This window comes from Neobacillus niacini (assembly GCF_046591715.1).
In the GTDB taxonomy this organism is placed as follows: domain Bacteria; phylum Bacillota; class Bacilli; order Bacillales; family Cytobacillaceae; genus Neobacillus; species Neobacillus niacini_L.
The window spans coordinates 1,114,610-1,128,771 of record NZ_JAWVNQ010000001.1 but is presented as its reverse complement, the minus strand read 5'-3'; the positions used below and the strand labels follow the sequence as shown (position 1 = coordinate 1,128,771).

14 protein-coding genes are annotated in these 14,162 nt (G+C 38.6%); 3 read left to right on the top strand and 11 right to left on the bottom strand.

Features of this window, described 5'->3' with window-relative positions:
* Positions 1-21: 21 nt before the first annotated feature.
* From SFC47_RS05495 to SFC47_RS05465, 7 genes are all read right to left on the bottom strand, one after another.
* Positions 22-1,476, bottom strand: a complete 1,455-nt coding sequence (locus tag SFC47_RS05495) for an amino acid permease (protein WP_411253232.1) — start codon at positions 1,474-1,476, stop codon at positions 22-24.
* A 130-nt stretch (positions 1,477-1,606) separates the two neighbouring features.
* Positions 1,607-2,137, bottom strand: coding sequence for a cupin domain-containing protein (locus SFC47_RS05490; protein ID WP_411253231.1), 531 nt, complete (start codon positions 2,135-2,137; stop codon positions 1,607-1,609).
* A gap of 148 nt (positions 2,138-2,285) precedes the next feature.
* Positions 2,286-4,262, bottom strand: a complete 1,977-nt coding sequence (locus tag SFC47_RS05485; RefSeq protein ID WP_411253230.1) for an oxidoreductase — start codon at positions 4,260-4,262, stop codon at positions 2,286-2,288.
* 188 nt (positions 4,263-4,450) lie between these two features.
* Positions 4,451-5,476 (bottom strand): threonine aldolase family protein, encoded by a 1,026-nt coding sequence (locus tag SFC47_RS05480; protein ID WP_411253229.1) that lies wholly within the window; start codon positions 5,474-5,476, stop codon positions 4,451-4,453.
* 779 nt (positions 5,477-6,255) lie between these two features.
* Positions 6,256-6,924, bottom strand: a complete 669-nt coding sequence (locus SFC47_RS05475) for an LbetaH domain-containing protein (RefSeq protein ID WP_411253228.1) — start codon at positions 6,922-6,924, stop codon at positions 6,256-6,258.
* A 153-nt stretch (positions 6,925-7,077) separates the two neighbouring features.
* Entirely contained in the window at positions 7,078-7,581 is a 504-nt protein-coding gene (locus tag SFC47_RS05470; RefSeq protein WP_411253227.1) for a hypothetical protein, read from the bottom strand.
* Positions 7,582-7,913: 332 nt separating this feature from the next.
* Positions 7,914-8,915 carry an LLM class flavin-dependent oxidoreductase gene (locus tag SFC47_RS05465; RefSeq protein WP_411253226.1) on the bottom strand — a complete coding sequence of 334 codons (1,002 nt, stop codon included), beginning with the start codon at positions 8,913-8,915 and terminating at the stop codon, positions 7,914-7,916.
* Positions 8,916-9,313: 398 nt separating this feature from the next.
* Between SFC47_RS05465 and SFC47_RS05460 the strand changes: the two genes are divergently transcribed.
* Complete coding sequence (locus SFC47_RS05460; protein ID WP_411253225.1) at positions 9,314-9,901, top strand: cell wall hydrolase; 588 nt, start codon at positions 9,314-9,316, stop codon at positions 9,899-9,901.
* 33 nt (positions 9,902-9,934) lie between these two features.
* Here the strand turns inward: SFC47_RS05460 and SFC47_RS05455 are convergent, their stop codons facing one another.
* Together SFC47_RS05455 and SFC47_RS05450 are read right to left on the bottom strand one after the other, a co-directional pair.
* A complete protein-coding gene (locus SFC47_RS05455; RefSeq protein WP_411253224.1) occupies positions 9,935-10,987 on the bottom strand; it encodes a DUF4030 domain-containing protein in 1,053 nt (350 codons plus the stop codon).
* Positions 10,972-11,544 carry a sigma-70 family RNA polymerase sigma factor gene (locus SFC47_RS05450; protein WP_411253223.1) on the bottom strand — a complete coding sequence of 191 codons (573 nt, stop codon included), beginning with the start codon at positions 11,542-11,544 and terminating at the stop codon, positions 10,972-10,974. Before SFC47_RS05450 ends, SFC47_RS05455 begins: the two co-directional genes overlap by 16 nt.
* A gap of 157 nt (positions 11,545-11,701) precedes the next feature.
* Between SFC47_RS05450 and SFC47_RS05445 the strand changes: the two genes are divergently transcribed.
* Entirely contained in the window at positions 11,702-12,130 is a 429-nt protein-coding gene (locus SFC47_RS05445; protein ID WP_411253222.1) for a ferritin-like domain-containing protein, read from the top strand.
* 172 nt (positions 12,131-12,302) lie between these two features.
* On the opposite strand, the gene SFC47_RS05440 is transcribed toward SFC47_RS05445, so the two are convergent.
* Positions 12,303-12,434 carry a hypothetical protein gene (locus SFC47_RS05440; RefSeq protein WP_411253221.1) on the bottom strand — a complete coding sequence of 44 codons (132 nt, stop codon included), beginning with the start codon at positions 12,432-12,434 and terminating at the stop codon, positions 12,303-12,305.
* A 124-nt stretch (positions 12,435-12,558) separates the two neighbouring features.
* A complete protein-coding gene (locus tag SFC47_RS05435) occupies positions 12,559-13,392 on the bottom strand; it encodes a GNAT family N-acetyltransferase (RefSeq protein WP_411253220.1) in 834 nt (277 codons plus the stop codon).
* Between the two features lie 161 nt (positions 13,393-13,553).
* On the opposite strand from SFC47_RS05435, the gene SFC47_RS05430 reads away from it, so the two are divergent.
* Positions 13,554-14,114, top strand: coding sequence for a CBO0543 family protein (locus tag SFC47_RS05430; RefSeq protein ID WP_411253219.1), 561 nt, complete (start codon positions 13,554-13,556; stop codon positions 14,112-14,114).
* The last annotated feature ends 48 nt before the right edge of the window (positions 14,115-14,162 follow it).

The window sequence follows — 14,162 nt, the reverse complement described above, 5'->3', positions numbered from 1 at the left end:
TAAGAAACCTCTTTCAGTTTATTAATCCCTGTTATTTTCGTCAACTTTTTCAGTTAGCTCTTCGGAGAATTCTGCAGCAAAGTTTGGCTGGAATTCACTTGGTGTAAGTCCTCTTTTTGATCGTTCTTCCGATTTAGAGCGTTTCCGATAATACATCACATAATAGATGAGGGAAAACGCAACGACCATACTGCTCCCTGTTACCAGCCCTGCTGTCTGGCCCGGAATAAATGGCATACATAATAAAACTATTATTAAGCTTACTAAGGCAATCCAAGAGGTCAATGGAAATCCAGGCATTTGACAAATCCCCCCAGGGGGACAGCCTTCCCTTTTCCGATAGCGAATATGACTTGCCATGATGACGGCATACGTAAAGATTAACGCAAAGCCGCCTGAGGTAATCAATACTAAATAGGCCCTTGGAAAGAGGAGACCAAAAAATAATCCGATCAGCATCGATAATCCGGAAAATAAGATCCCACGGTAAGGGACGTCTCTTTTATCCTTCAGCCAATTAGGTGCATGCCCTTCATCCGTTAGAGAGCGAATCATTCTTCCCAAACCAAAAATACATGCCAGCATCGCTGAAAGGATTGCTGATATTAGTACAAGATTAAGTGCCGTACCTGCCCAGCCTATTCCCCAGCGATTTAATGAGGCGACCATTGGACTTACATTTTCACTAAGGTCTGCTGTTGGAATAAGCGGCAGCAGCACAACAGCGTACAATATATACAATCCCACTAGTGAGAAAACGGTATAACGAATAGCTTTTGGAATCGTTTCAGTTGGATTTTCGGTTTCCGTTGCAGCTAAACCAATGATTTCAAAGCCGGCGTACGCAAAAACCACTAGCAGCATGCTTCCTGCAATCCCCTGTATCCCGCCGGGCATGATTGGTTCTCTTGCTAACTCGCCAGCACCAATCGCCGGTGTGCCAGGCATAAATCCTAAAATTAATACCAAAGCAGCGAGAATAAAAAAGATAATTGCGAAGATTTTTATGGCTGATAACCCGCTTGCCAGCTTCCCTATTTTATCTGCACCTAACAAATTCAGCAGTGTTACAGCAACAATAATCGATCCTCCTAACCAGGCAATAGATACATTCGGATACCATTCACGAACTAATAGTGAAATAGCTGTTGCTTCACTCGACATGGATAGAACGGTCCCTGTCCAATAAAGCCAGCCGACTACAAAGCCTGTGCCTTGTCCAAGTTCACGTGCTGCGAATGTACTAAAAGATCCCACGGTAGGATTTCCTACGGTCATCTCAGACAATGCAAAAAGGATTAAGTACACAAGCCCGCCGGCTAAAATATACGACAATAATATCGAGGGACCGGCTGCATTAATGGCAACAGAAGACCCGAGGAAAAAAGAACCCCCAATTACGCTCCCTAGCGCCATCATCGTTAGCTGCCACGCCGACAACCCTCTTCGTTTACTCTTCAGTGCATTTTCACCCATTATGCTTATTCACCCATTTTCTAAAATAATCTAACGTTATTATTAACTTCATTTAGAAAAGGATTCTATGGGATATCCTGCTAGAATTTGTCATCATAAAAAAACCCATTGACTTGGTCAATAGGAAAGTTTACTGCTTTGAGCTTGGCAGCTGTTGATAAGCTAATTTAATGATAATTTCTTTATGCTCAGGGTACTTTTGTAGGAGCTCATCTTGTGTAAACAGTTCAAAGTCTTGGAACTCAAATCCAGGTGAAACCATACACCCTACTAATGAACATGTATTCTTTTCTGCAACAGATGATCCAAAAATAGAATTTTTCTTCACTAAGTATTGAGGCACTTCACCTGCATCAAGATTCATTCCCAGCTTGATTTCCTGATATTTTCCAGTCTCATCTATGATATGAACACTTAAAGAACTGCCGCCGTGATAATACCAAAGTTCATCTGATTTAAGGCGGTGAAAATGAGACACATCATCAGAGGTTAACAAAAAATAAATACTCGTATAAAGCTTACGTTTTCCCTCAAAATTGACTGATAACTCGTTGTCACCAATCTGTTCATCTGATTTAAAGGTTTCTTTATAATATCCACCTTCAGGATGTGGAATAAGTCCAAGTTTGGACACCCATTTTTGTAAATCATCAATATGCATGGAACGACCCCTTCATCTTTAGTTTACCTGTTCAAGTATGAATGAACATTTATAGTTTTTCAAATTGAAGACATTCTCTCAATTGTTTATATACAAATGAAGCGGATATCAAAATATGAAATCCGCTTCATTGTTCTTTGTTTTTTGATTAATATGCTTCAACCAATTCTTTCACTTTATCTTTGTTAATAATAAGTGATTCGAGCACATAAGATTTTTCAAATCCATCCTTTATCGCATTTGTAATTGAGCCGGGATTAATGGCATCACCAATTACAAATACATTATCAAAATGCTGGCTATACAGTTCTTCTAAAGGATTGTAAGACTCTGTACCCATCGAGAATACAACATGATCCACAAAAAGCTCATGTTGTTCTCCTTTGTCTTCAATTACAATGGAAGCTGGAAGAATTCTTATTACTTTATGACCTTCAACGATTTCGACATTTGCCTTCCTCAAACGATTGATCAGCATTAGTCTGGTGTGTGGTGTTACTTTACTGCCAGTCTCTGTAGATACTTCAACCAAGATTACATCGCTTCCTCTTACAGCTAACTGACTCACCACGCTGTAGCAAACCATTCCACTTCCGACGACAACAATTTTTTTATTAGAAAATTCTATTCTTTGTTTTAAAACATCTTCATAATCACAAACAATGGCATTTTCGCATCCCTCGACTTTAGGAATGATAGGTTTGGCACCAGTGGCTAAGAAGACAGCATATGGATTTAAAGCTTTAATACTTTCAATGGAAGCTTTGGTATTTAAACGAACATCCACGTTTAAACGTTCCATTTCATTTGTATGATATTGAATCATCCAGTTCATTTTCTCTTGTGCTTTTGGTGCTGTCACAAGATTTAACTGCCCGCCAAGTTTATCATCTTTTTCAAAAATCGTTACATGATAGCCTTTTTGGGTTAAGACTCTCGCAGCCTCCATGCCTCCTGGACCGCCGCCAACAATCGCAATATGGCGTTTTTCTTCAATCTGCTTTTGCTTCCTAAATTCGAGCTCTCTTCCGGTTCTCACATTTAATGCACACGATACATGAGAACCGCCCCTTGTACAATGCAGACAGCAAATACATTTACGAATTTCTTTTTCCAGGCCTTCCATCGCCTTCTTCGCCCAGTCTGGATCCGCAAGATGGGAACGTCCCATTGCAATAAAGTCCGCTCTGCAGTCTGCAAGAATTTTTTCAGCAAATTCCGGTTCACGGATGACACCAACTGTAATGACAGGTATATCCACTACTTCTTTTATTGCTTCTGCCAAATACACTCTCCAGCCTTGTTCGTACATCATTGATTCAATCATTTTATCCATCGAATTATAGTTTCCACAGCTGGCGTGGATGGCGTCTGTTCCGATTTTTTCTAAGTAGCAGGCGATTTTCTTACTTAATTCTATTGTTGTTCCGCCTTCTTCAAATTCATCGACACTTAGGCGGATGCTAATCGGAAAATCAGGACCGCATTTTTCCTTAATCCCTAGTATAATTTCCTCGACAAACCGGATTCTGTTTTCAAAGCTGCCGCCATATTCATCTTGCCGTAAATTGGTGTTTGGACTTAGGAATTGATTAATTAAATAACCGTGGGCTCCGTGCAGCTCAACTCCATCCGCTCCGGCACGTTTACATCTCAATGCAGCCATAACAAATTTATTGATGGTTTCTTTCACTTCCAAAGTCGTTAATTCCCTAGGTTCTTCACCAATTGCTGCACATGTAACGGGACTAGGAGCAACAATTTGCCTGCCCCCGCCGATTACCATTGAAGTGGTTTCCCGGCCAGAATGCTGCAGCTGTACAAAAAGTTTTGTGCCATATTTTTGTACGGCTGTTGCTAACCGGTGAATTCCGGGAATAAAACGGTCATCATCAATTCTCAACTGATTGAACGTTGATCGCCCATATTCATAATCAACAGATGTGTATTCTACAATAATTAATCCGGTTCCGCCTTTCGCTCTTTCTTCATAATAGGCTATTTGATGGTCCGTGACCTCGCCATTGGGACCGCCGAGATTAGTCCCCATCGCTGGCATAACAACGCGATTTTTTAAAACAAGACTCCCAATTTTCCCTTTTGAAAATAAATGATTGTACTTCATCCAACTCCTCCTTTTTGATTGTGTTTGTGCAATACTTCACATACTTAAGTAAAAAAAATTCCTACTTATTATTATAAAGTATCCTTTTGGGGATAGCTGTGAAATAGAAGTGACAATTGATATCGTTCTGAGCATTCAAAATAGATGCAAAAAACGCCTCCAAAGTAAGGAGACGTTATTGTTTATCGTTAGAGCAGCCTTTTCAATTCTTTAATTAGACCCATAACCTCCTCTTCCTTCGTTGCCCACGAGGTCACGAAACGAACAGCAGAGTTTTCAGAATCAACCTTCTCCCATATGTGGAAAGCATAGTTGTTTTGCAGCACGTTGATGACTGAAATCGGCAGGATCGGAAAGAGTTGATTGGATGGTGAGTGGGTCAAAAACTTGATATTCGCTTTATTGAGTTCCTCCCTGATCAAGCCAGCCATTTTATTCGCATGGATTGCCAGTTCAAAGAATAAATTATCCGAAAAAAGCTCATGAAACTGTATACCCATTAATCTCCCTTTTGCCAGTAAAGCACCTTTTTGCTTAATATGATAGCGAAAATCCTCTTTTAAGGAGTCAGTGCAAATCACCAATGCTTCACCAATCAAAGCTCCATTTTTCGTTCCACCAATATAAAACGCATCCACTATCTTAGGTAGGTCGCTTAACTGGATATCATTTTCCTCCGCACACAACGCAGAACCCAGTCTCGCACCATCCATAAACAAAATCAGCTGGTTTTGCTGGCAGAACTCATGTAAATCTTGGAGTTCACTTTTTGAATAAATGGATCCAATTTCAGTAGAATTTGATATGTACACCAGCTTTGGCTTCACCATATGTTCATCCGGATGACCGTCAAGAACACCCTGCAAATCGAATGGTGATAATTTTCCATCTTTGCCCTCAACCGATAGAATTTTATGACCTGTTGCCTCGATTGCGCCAGTTTCATGCCCGAGTATATGGCCGCTGCTTACGGCAATTGCCGCTTCATGTGGTCTTAGGAATGCTGAAATGGCGATTAGATTGGTTTGTGTTCCGCCAGATATGAAATGAATATCCACATCATCTGTTCCCAATTTATCCTTTATCAATTCTATGGCCTGCCGCGAAAATCGGTCTTCCCCATATCCTTCGTCCTGCTCTAGATTCGTTTCAAGTAATGCTTGTAAGATTCTAGGATGTGCTCCTTCGCTGTAATCGTTCTTAAAGCTGTACATTGTATTGTGCCCCCGCCTTTATGATTAAATTGTACTTGCATATTTATCTATCATACCAAGAAATAAGAGGATTTACATTGTTCAATCCTTTATGAAAATTTTAATAATAGGTAAAAAACACCTTCCATTGCAGAAAGGTGCCTTGTACTTTCAAAATTAACCTTCAAGTATTGCCTTAATTTTTTTCAAATCCGTGTTGCTGGGTAAAGTACTAAAAATTCATTATATTATTAAAACAAAAATACCGTCCATGGTATGACGGTGTTTTGAAATAAATCGTTATCTTTCTCAAGCAATAAATCCTTTATTGATCAAATTAACGTGAGCTTTTTGTTCAAGTAATCGTAATTTTTGTTTTTTGGTTAATCTTCTCCAAAAACTAACTTTGAAATACATAAAAAGCCCTCCTATCTATTTCTGCAATTGGAGCCCAGCAAGTGAAACTTCTACACAATTCTACTGATTTTCAACTATAAAATTCTTATTTTGTATATTTTTTGTGGTTATATTTCTCATTTTACCAAACAAATTATTTATTGAAAAATGAAAAAGGTCGACTGATTTTACCTAAATCCAACAAAATTCACTTTAAATCTCTTCTATTCCTCGACTTAGAATAGAATATTACTAGAAAACTTCCAATAATTGTCGAAATGTATTTCGAAAATTATGAAAATATATGTCTGTTTTGTGAACATGAGATGACAAAAGCAGCCCTCAGTAAGTAACTGTGGGCTGCTCATACTTTTGCTGATTCCTTTAGCGGGGTTATTTTGATCTTAACAAGCTAAACCGCACGTGCATTTATTTTTCCCAAAGTATAATGAGTAGGCTGCAGGGAATTCTGAATTAACCCGCTGTACCTCTTTCGCAAACTCCTCTTCTGTTCCGGGTATTGTTGACAATCTGTTTGCTTTATCCTGTGTATCGATGTTTGCACCAGGCGGGACAAAGCTATTTGGTTTTAATTTAACTCCGTTTGTAACCACTGCACCGGAGGAAATAAAACTTCCTTCCCCAATGATTGCATTATAAACAATAGATTTAAACCCTATAAACACATTGTCATCCACCTGGCAGGGACCATGTACCAGGGCACCATGAGCACAAGAAACAGAGTTCCCGATATAAATTGAGTACTTTTTATTGTTCTTTTCAAAGTATTTATTTTTTAAGCCATGAAGAATGACACCATCCTGAAGATTACTATTACTTCCAATGTAAAATGGAGTCCCTTCATCAGCCCGGATGCTGACAAATGGTGCGACATAAGTATTTTGCTGAATCGTAACATCCCCTACTACAAACGTAAAGGGACTTAAAAATGCCTGGCTATGAATATTCGGAAACCTCGGATAAGGATTCACCGAAGTTGGAGGGTTATAGCCGACATAATAACTATAAAGATTAAAAGGACCGCCGCCTTGAAACCCAGATTGATACCACACAGTCACCTCTCCCTTCAAATAAAAAATCATCATCATACTACATATACGTTTAATATTAAAATTCATACCTGGCTGGGAGACTCGGGTGCCTGTCACCGCTCGCGGACACTGTCCACCTCAGGCGGACAATGTAAATAAAAAATGCCAGAATCCTTATTTACTAGGACTCTGGCTATTTTCATTACTATCATCGTTGTTTGCTGTTTGCTGCGGATTGGTTTTAAAAATATTCTTGGAAAGGGCGTTTAGTTTGTTTACGAATCGGTTGAATCCAAAACCAACAAAGAAGGCAAAGCTAATTTGTGCATATGGGGTATCTTCGAAGTCAACGAACTCGATTAGTAAGATTCCACTTTGAATTAACGTGACTGCCACTATCGCTGTTCCGGTCGCGAAGATTGGATAGAAAATGTACATAATCCACAGGCGATAGTCGTTCAATTCATCTTTCATATAGTGGGAACAGAACATGTACAAATGGCGTAAGGAACCCCCAATCGAGCCTGCGAAGAAGTAATATAAGAAGATTTTGATGTCATCAATAAAGGGAAACTTGTCATCTAATGTTCCTGTCCAAACTACCCCAATTGCAAGAAAACTACCGAAAAACAATAGTGAAAGATATAGTAATATACCAGCTTTCACCCATTTATTCACCCAAATCACCCCGCATTTGTTAAAGTATCCTATGAGAAATTGGATGGTGACGTGAATGAATGGTTTTTCCGCAAAAAAATGACGTATATGCATACGCCATTTTTCACTATTCCATGATTGTGACTCAAATAATCGGTTAGCTGGATTTTCGGGAAGAATCCTCTCTTGATTGTGACCTAAAGTGAAGGCCAGCTGGGATTTCAGGCACAATTATGGTTCAATTGTGTCCCAAATAGAAGGCAAGCCTGAATTTTAGTCACAATCCTTGCTTGATTGTGACCAAGATAGCGGGTAAGCCAAGCTTCCGGGCACAATCAAGTAAGAAAGGGAACCTACTTCCCTTCAACAACTTCTTTAAATATTTCATACGAACGTTTTTGTTTTTCAGGATCATAAATATAAGACACTGCCATAATTTCATCAACAGCATAGCGTTCTTGGAAGCTTGTGAGCTGCTCGCGAATGGAATCTTTACTTCCTAATAAAGTCACGCTGGACATGGACTTCGCCATTTCCTCCTCCATCGGATTCCAAATACCCTCCATGCTTTTAACTGGGGGCTGTAATGGATTACGGGACCCGCGGACAACATTTAGGAAAAACTGCTGCATGGTGGTTTGCTGATATTTCGCTTCATCATCAGTCTCTGCTGCAATGACATTTAGGCAAACCATCATATAAGGCTTATCTAAATATTCAGAGGGCTGGAATCTTTCCCGATAAATCGAAATTGCTTCGCTCATAAATTTAGGTGCAAAATGTGAAGCAAATACATATGGAAGCCCTAAGCTTGCCGCTAAATAAGCAGAATCTGTAGAAGAACCCAAAATATAAAGCGGAACATTGGTTTCAACTCCCGGATAGGCTCTTACATACCCTTGGTGCTCCTCCGGCCCGAAATAAGTAAGTAATGCCTGTACATCCTCAGGGAAGGTATAAACCGAATCATTTTTTGAACGTCTAAGTGCGCTGGCTGTCATCATATCGGTTCCAGGCGCGCGGCCTAGTCCAAGCTCTACCCGATTAGGATAAATCGTTGCCATCGTCCCAAATTGTTCTGCAACCACAAGAGGAGAATGGTTTGGCAGCATAATTCCGCCTGAGCCCACCTTAATGGTTTGGGTATGCTCTAATGTATGTTTAATTAAAATTGCTGTTGCTGAACTAACGAGAGTAGGAGTGTTATGGTGCTCAGCAATCCAGTAGCGCCGATAGCCCATTGCCTCGGTTGCTTGAGCAAGACTCACCATTTCCTCAATAGCTTGCTGCGAGTTTTGACCCTCACGTATTGGGGCCAGGTTTAATACAGATACAGGTATATGAATAGTTCCCATTATTATTATCCTTTCTTCTTAAAGGTATATTTCTATAGTAACAATAGAAATACAGGAAACAAACTTATTTGCTCTAAGTGTCTACACTTACCTAAATTATTCTTAGTAACTTCTAAATAAATGATTCATATGGGTATTTGAGTATCGTGAAAACCACTTATCCATTAACTTTGAAGTATGGGCTTCATAAAAGATTTCCGTCATAAAAAACCCTATTAATTCCAACCGCCAACTCTACCACTATGGTATTTACTTCCAAACCACTAGACTTCTAATTGTCTTCTCCATGTAATTTAACTGTAATACTATTCTATTTTTTCACTTCATAGTAATAGATTTAAATACAAAAAACAGCTTGGAGGACTAGAATTATGAAAAAACTGATTACATTTCTAACTTTGACTCTCTCACTACTTTTGGCATCCCCTGCTTTCGCTTACGATGTAAAGCCCGGAGATACGATGTCTAGTATAGCCAGAGATCATCATTTAACCTTACAAGAACTAGCAGATGCAAATCCACAAATTTCAAACTTAAATCTTATTTACATAGGTCAGAAAATTAATACTCCTGCTAACTCTTCTAGACCCATTGAACCTATTAAAGAAAAGCCTATGCGTAGTAGTCTCTCCGATTCAGAAATTGATTTGCTAGCAAGATTGGTAAGAGCTGAGGCACAAACAGAACCTTTAGAGGGGAAAATTGCAGTAGCTTGTGTAGTACTGAACAGAGTTGAAAGTCCACAATTTCCCGATTCCATAAAAGAAGTCATTTATGCTCCTGGTCAATTTCAACCTGTCAAGAATGGTCAAATTAATAAGCCTGCTGATGAGGAATCGATTAAAGCTGTAAAGGCAGCTCTTACGGATCAACGCCAATTAGCTCCTGGTGCATTATTTTTCTACAATCCTGCTATCGCCGCCAGCCGCTGGCTTGATACAAGAGCAACCACACTTGTAATTGGACAACACGTCTTTAAAAAATAGAAAAAGGACCAGATGCGGTCCTTTCCTAAAACATTATTTATTAATTTGCTTTTTATCCTTCCCAAGGATAATCAACTCGTATGGGTCATTTCGTACTTCAGCAGCCATTTCATGTGTTTGTAAAAAATCCGTAATTTCATTTTCAATTTCATTTGCTAGTTGTTTTGCCTCGGAATCAGTAGACTTTAGTGCTATCTTTACTTTCATTTGCAATGGATGTGGATGGAAAGAATATGATAATCCTGTAACTTTAAAAGCTTTATTTTCATCCAATCCGCCAAATAGGATGCTAAGAACACCACTTTTCTCCCATCTTAATTCTTGTTCTCGTGCGGCCATATCGATACTGGTAATTCTATATTTAAATTCACCGTATTCCTTCGTGAGCAGAATTAATTGTTCTTTTAATTCGTCTACTCTTTTTTCGGTACTAGGCAAAGCAATATACATATAGTTTTCCATGCTATTAATTCGGACTTCAATAGGAAATGCTGGCTGATAATTATTTTTCGCCAGCAGGTCAGCTACCTTCTGTTGTAACTCCATGCTTTTTCTTTCATATTCCATTTCTTCAGGAGTGGGCTCGATCGGCTCATGCAATTCGCCTCTTTGAACTGCAATATCATACTTTCCAAAATTTTGTGCTACTAACTCTTTATTAAGGCTTTTGGCCACTTCATCTTTTATTGCCTTGACTTCTTCCTTCGTACCGAGTATCTCAATACGAATTTCTCTGTCTGGAATGGATACATCTAACCTGTTAAAATCATACTTATTTTCATTCATTACATCCCCTATTACATCATACAAAGCATATTTGTATTCTGTTTGTTTAATAAATAAGTTAAAATAGGGAATCTTTGCTGCCACTTTTGCCATTCCTAAAGAAACATGTGTCGATCCTATCAACAGTAGAAATAAAACTGCAGCTGCTATAGTAGAATATCCCCATCTTTTCATGACAATCTTACTTCCCGCACTCCGTTCCTCTTCAGGAAGATTTTTTATGGCCTCCAATACTTTCGTCTTATGAATTTCGTCAAAACGCATATGAGAATTTTTCGGATATTTTAATTTATCTTCCATAACGATGCCTCCTTCAAAGAACTTTGTAATAATTTCTTGGCCCGATGAAGCCTGGTCTTTACCGTATTGGCCTTAAGACCGAGTAATTCTGATATTTCATTCACCGTTAATTCTTCATAGTATTGAAGGATAATGACTTCTCTCAATTTAATCGGGAGCTTTAACACTCTCTCAAAAATTATTTCCCTTTCCTCTTTCTCTACCATATTGTTCTCTGCCGACTTCTCTCCACTCGGAAAAATGGAACGGAAGAGATCTTGATAACTAATGTTTCGATAGGACCAGCTTCTAAAGTAATCCTTACATTTATTTACGGTAATCCGATACAGCCATGTTTTATAGGATGCTTTATTTTGGAAGGTATCCAGACTTTTGAAACAGCTGATAAAAACCTCCTGTGAAATATCCTCCGCCAATTGTTTTTGTTTAACATACGTGAACGCAAGTCTTACCACCATATCTCCGTACTCATCCATCAGCCAGCATAGTTTGTCTTCATTCGTTAACTGATTGAACTGAATAGGTGATGACGCTGCTTCTTTCTTTTTCACAAGCATTCATAACCCCCCTCTTTCTTTCCAAACCTTAGACGAATCAACCCCATTATGGGTTCCGTAAAACTTCCTTTTTTCTTTTATTATGAATGAGATACTGTCAAATCTCGAATAAAAGAACTAATCAACGTGACAAAATAGAATGAAAGGATGTGTGGAAATGTCAAATGAAGTCATTATTGAGGAATTAAATACTTTATTAAGAGGTACATATATGGGGATACGTTCCTTTGAACACTATATCCAAAGGGTTGAAGATACACAACTCAAAACAATCTTTCAATCCATGCAGCAGGATGTAAAGCAGAATGCACAGAAACTAGCAGAGCGAATCCAAAATTTAGGCGGCGTTCCAGCGGACAGCGAAGGGTTCTCAGGCTCGATGCATAGCTTTATGCACAATGCCATGCTTCCTGATGATACATCTGAAATTATTGAGGATGCTTTGAAAGGCTTAGATCATTATGGAGTTCAATATTCTGAGGAACTTGTTCGCGGTGACCTAGATCCAAAAAGCAGGCAGCTTGCAGAAGAAGTCATTGATACCAGTCGAAGACAGATTGATGAATTACGGCATTATCTGCAATAAAGAAAAAGAGGTTTTACAAACCTCTTTTCTCTACTTAATGTTCCTAATTTGGGTGTAAGGCAAAAATACAAATTCAGGCTTTCCAACAATACACTATTTTCCCAAAAAGAAAAGCTGTCTTAACGACAGCTCTGTTCATTTCAATCCTAGCAGGCCAGGTTTAGAGGATATCCTAAAACCAAATCCTTTTATTATAATCATACTCATAAAGGTCAATATTATCATCACGATCTTTATCTGGGGCACACTCTTCACAAGGTTCTTCAGTCTGATTATGTTCACATTGTTTTAATAAAAGTTCCATGTTTGATTCCCCTCTCTTAGTTCTTACTATTATTATAATGTAAACGTTTTCATTTGTCTCTACTTTTTTCAAAAAAATTAGATGAGAGAGGAAATTAACAAAGGGGGAATATCCCCCCTTAAGTTTATAGATTTACTCTATAGTAATCCTGTGAATGATAGCTTCTAAATCCACATGATTCATAGAGTTTTAACGCATGGTCATTTTTTGCCTCAACCTCTAGGAAAATGGATAGACCTTTTTCATCCTCCATTTTCACTACTTTGGAAAGGGCTTTTCTGCCAATTCCTTTTCCTTGAAGCTCTGGAAAAACGGAAAATCCATATATCCACGACTCTCCATTCATTTCGGAAAGGCGGATTTTTCCAGCAATTTTCCCGTCAACATCAATAATTAACCTTGTATCACTGTTTAAGTCTTTAGTTTCTGCCTTGTATTGTCGTGCTTCTTTCTCATTTAACCCAAAACATTGTACATCAAGTTGGATTTCAGCCTCCCAATCTTCTGGAGAAAAAGAGGGTCTCACCGAAACAGAGTCATCATCAACTAACAATGCAGCACTTTTCACCCATTTCATTTGATACTCAACCATCGACAAGGTACAAGGGATTTTCTTTAAGAACTCCTTAGCAGATGTAGACTGTGTTGGAGCATTTAACAAAATGGTTCTCACTTCTCGTTTCTTGGCCTCTTCAAGTGATTCTTCTAATAGCTTTGAAAATATCCCTCTTCTCCGGTGATTCGGGTGCACCATCCCGCAAACTTCTACTTTATTACCAAAATAATAGCTGCCCAGAAAACCAATAAGTTTGCCTTCTGCATAATAGAAAAAGTCTTCCTTACGGTTTTTGGATCTATTTTCCAGCATATCATAATTGAGCTTCAACTGAAATCTGCCTTCTTTCTCACAAATTTCCTGAAGCATTTTGATTTCATTTATTTTTTCCTTGGTTAACATACATAACTCCTTCGTGATTGGATTGTGATTTTTCACCATTTATTTATTCTACCTTCACGTCTGATTCACCTTTTTTAAAAAATATTTTCATCCAAATGTGTATCGAATAAACTGATTACGTTCAAAGAATAATAACAAAAAAGCCCTAAGGAGTGAGGTTATTGGAAAAATCGGAAAAAATGGAGGATGTGGGGAGATTATTTCATCAGTTTCACGAACTACACGTGGAATATGCTCAACTTTGGGCAGATGATACCTTTCTGCATTGGGATTGGTGGATTTCTACTGCCTTATCACTAGGAGCATGGGGATTCTGGATATTCTACCGAAAGAAAGAAAGCACCCATAGACTTTTATATGCCGGCGTTTTTGTTATATTAATATCTGTATTTCTTGATTATATCGGTGTGGCGTTAGGACTTTGGTATTATACCGGTAAACTGACTCCTTCTTTTCCTGCTTGGCTGCCTTTTAATTTTTGTATGCTGCCTGTTTCCATCATGTTTCTCATCCAGACCAAACCTCATATAGCTGCTTGGAAGAAAGGGCTGTTCTTTGGAGCTTTAACCGCATTCGTTGGCGAACCTATTTTTTCCTGGGCAGGTTACTATGTATTAACGGGTTGGCATTACGCCTACTCGGTTCCAATTTATGCTCTAATTTTCTTATTTGCGGATTGGCTTACAAAAAGAGACGCTTATTCAGATGCATGTTGTAAGTAGACATAATAAAGCTGGGACATTAACCCAGCTTTTTTGTTGTGCTCACGA

Coding starts and splice junctions, on each gene's coding strand:
- SFC47_RS05495 (WP_411253232.1), bottom strand. CDS start 1,476: ATGGGTGAAAATGCACTGAAGAGTAAACGAAGAGGGTTGTCGGCGTGG.
- SFC47_RS05485 (WP_411253230.1), bottom strand. CDS start 4,262: ATGAAGTACAATCATTTATTTTCAAAAGGGAAAATTGGGAGTCTTGTT.
- SFC47_RS05455 (WP_411253224.1), bottom strand. CDS start 10,987: ATGGAAGATAAATTAAAATATCCGAAAAATTCTCATATGCGTTTTGAC.
- SFC47_RS05450 (WP_411253223.1), bottom strand. CDS start 11,544: ATGCTTGTGAAAAAGAAAGAAGCAGCGTCATCACCTATTCAGTTCAAT.
- SFC47_RS05480 (WP_411253229.1), bottom strand. CDS start 5,476: ATGTACAGCTTTAAGAACGATTACAGCGAAGGAGCACATCCTAGAATC.
- SFC47_RS05440 (WP_411253221.1), bottom strand. CDS start 12,434: ATGGAACTTTTATTAAAACAATGTGAACATAATCAGACTGAAGAACCT.
- SFC47_RS05445 (WP_411253222.1), top strand. CDS start 11,702: ATGTCAAATGAAGTCATTATTGAGGAATTAAATACTTTATTAAGAGGT.
- SFC47_RS05490 (WP_411253231.1), bottom strand. CDS start 2,137: ATGCATATTGATGATTTACAAAAATGGGTGTCCAAACTTGGACTTATT.
- SFC47_RS05435 (WP_411253220.1), bottom strand. CDS start 13,392: ATGTTAACCAAGGAAAAAATAAATGAAATCAAAATGCTTCAGGAAATT.
- SFC47_RS05465 (WP_411253226.1), bottom strand. CDS start 8,915: ATGGGAACTATTCATATACCTGTATCTGTATTAAACCTGGCCCCAATA.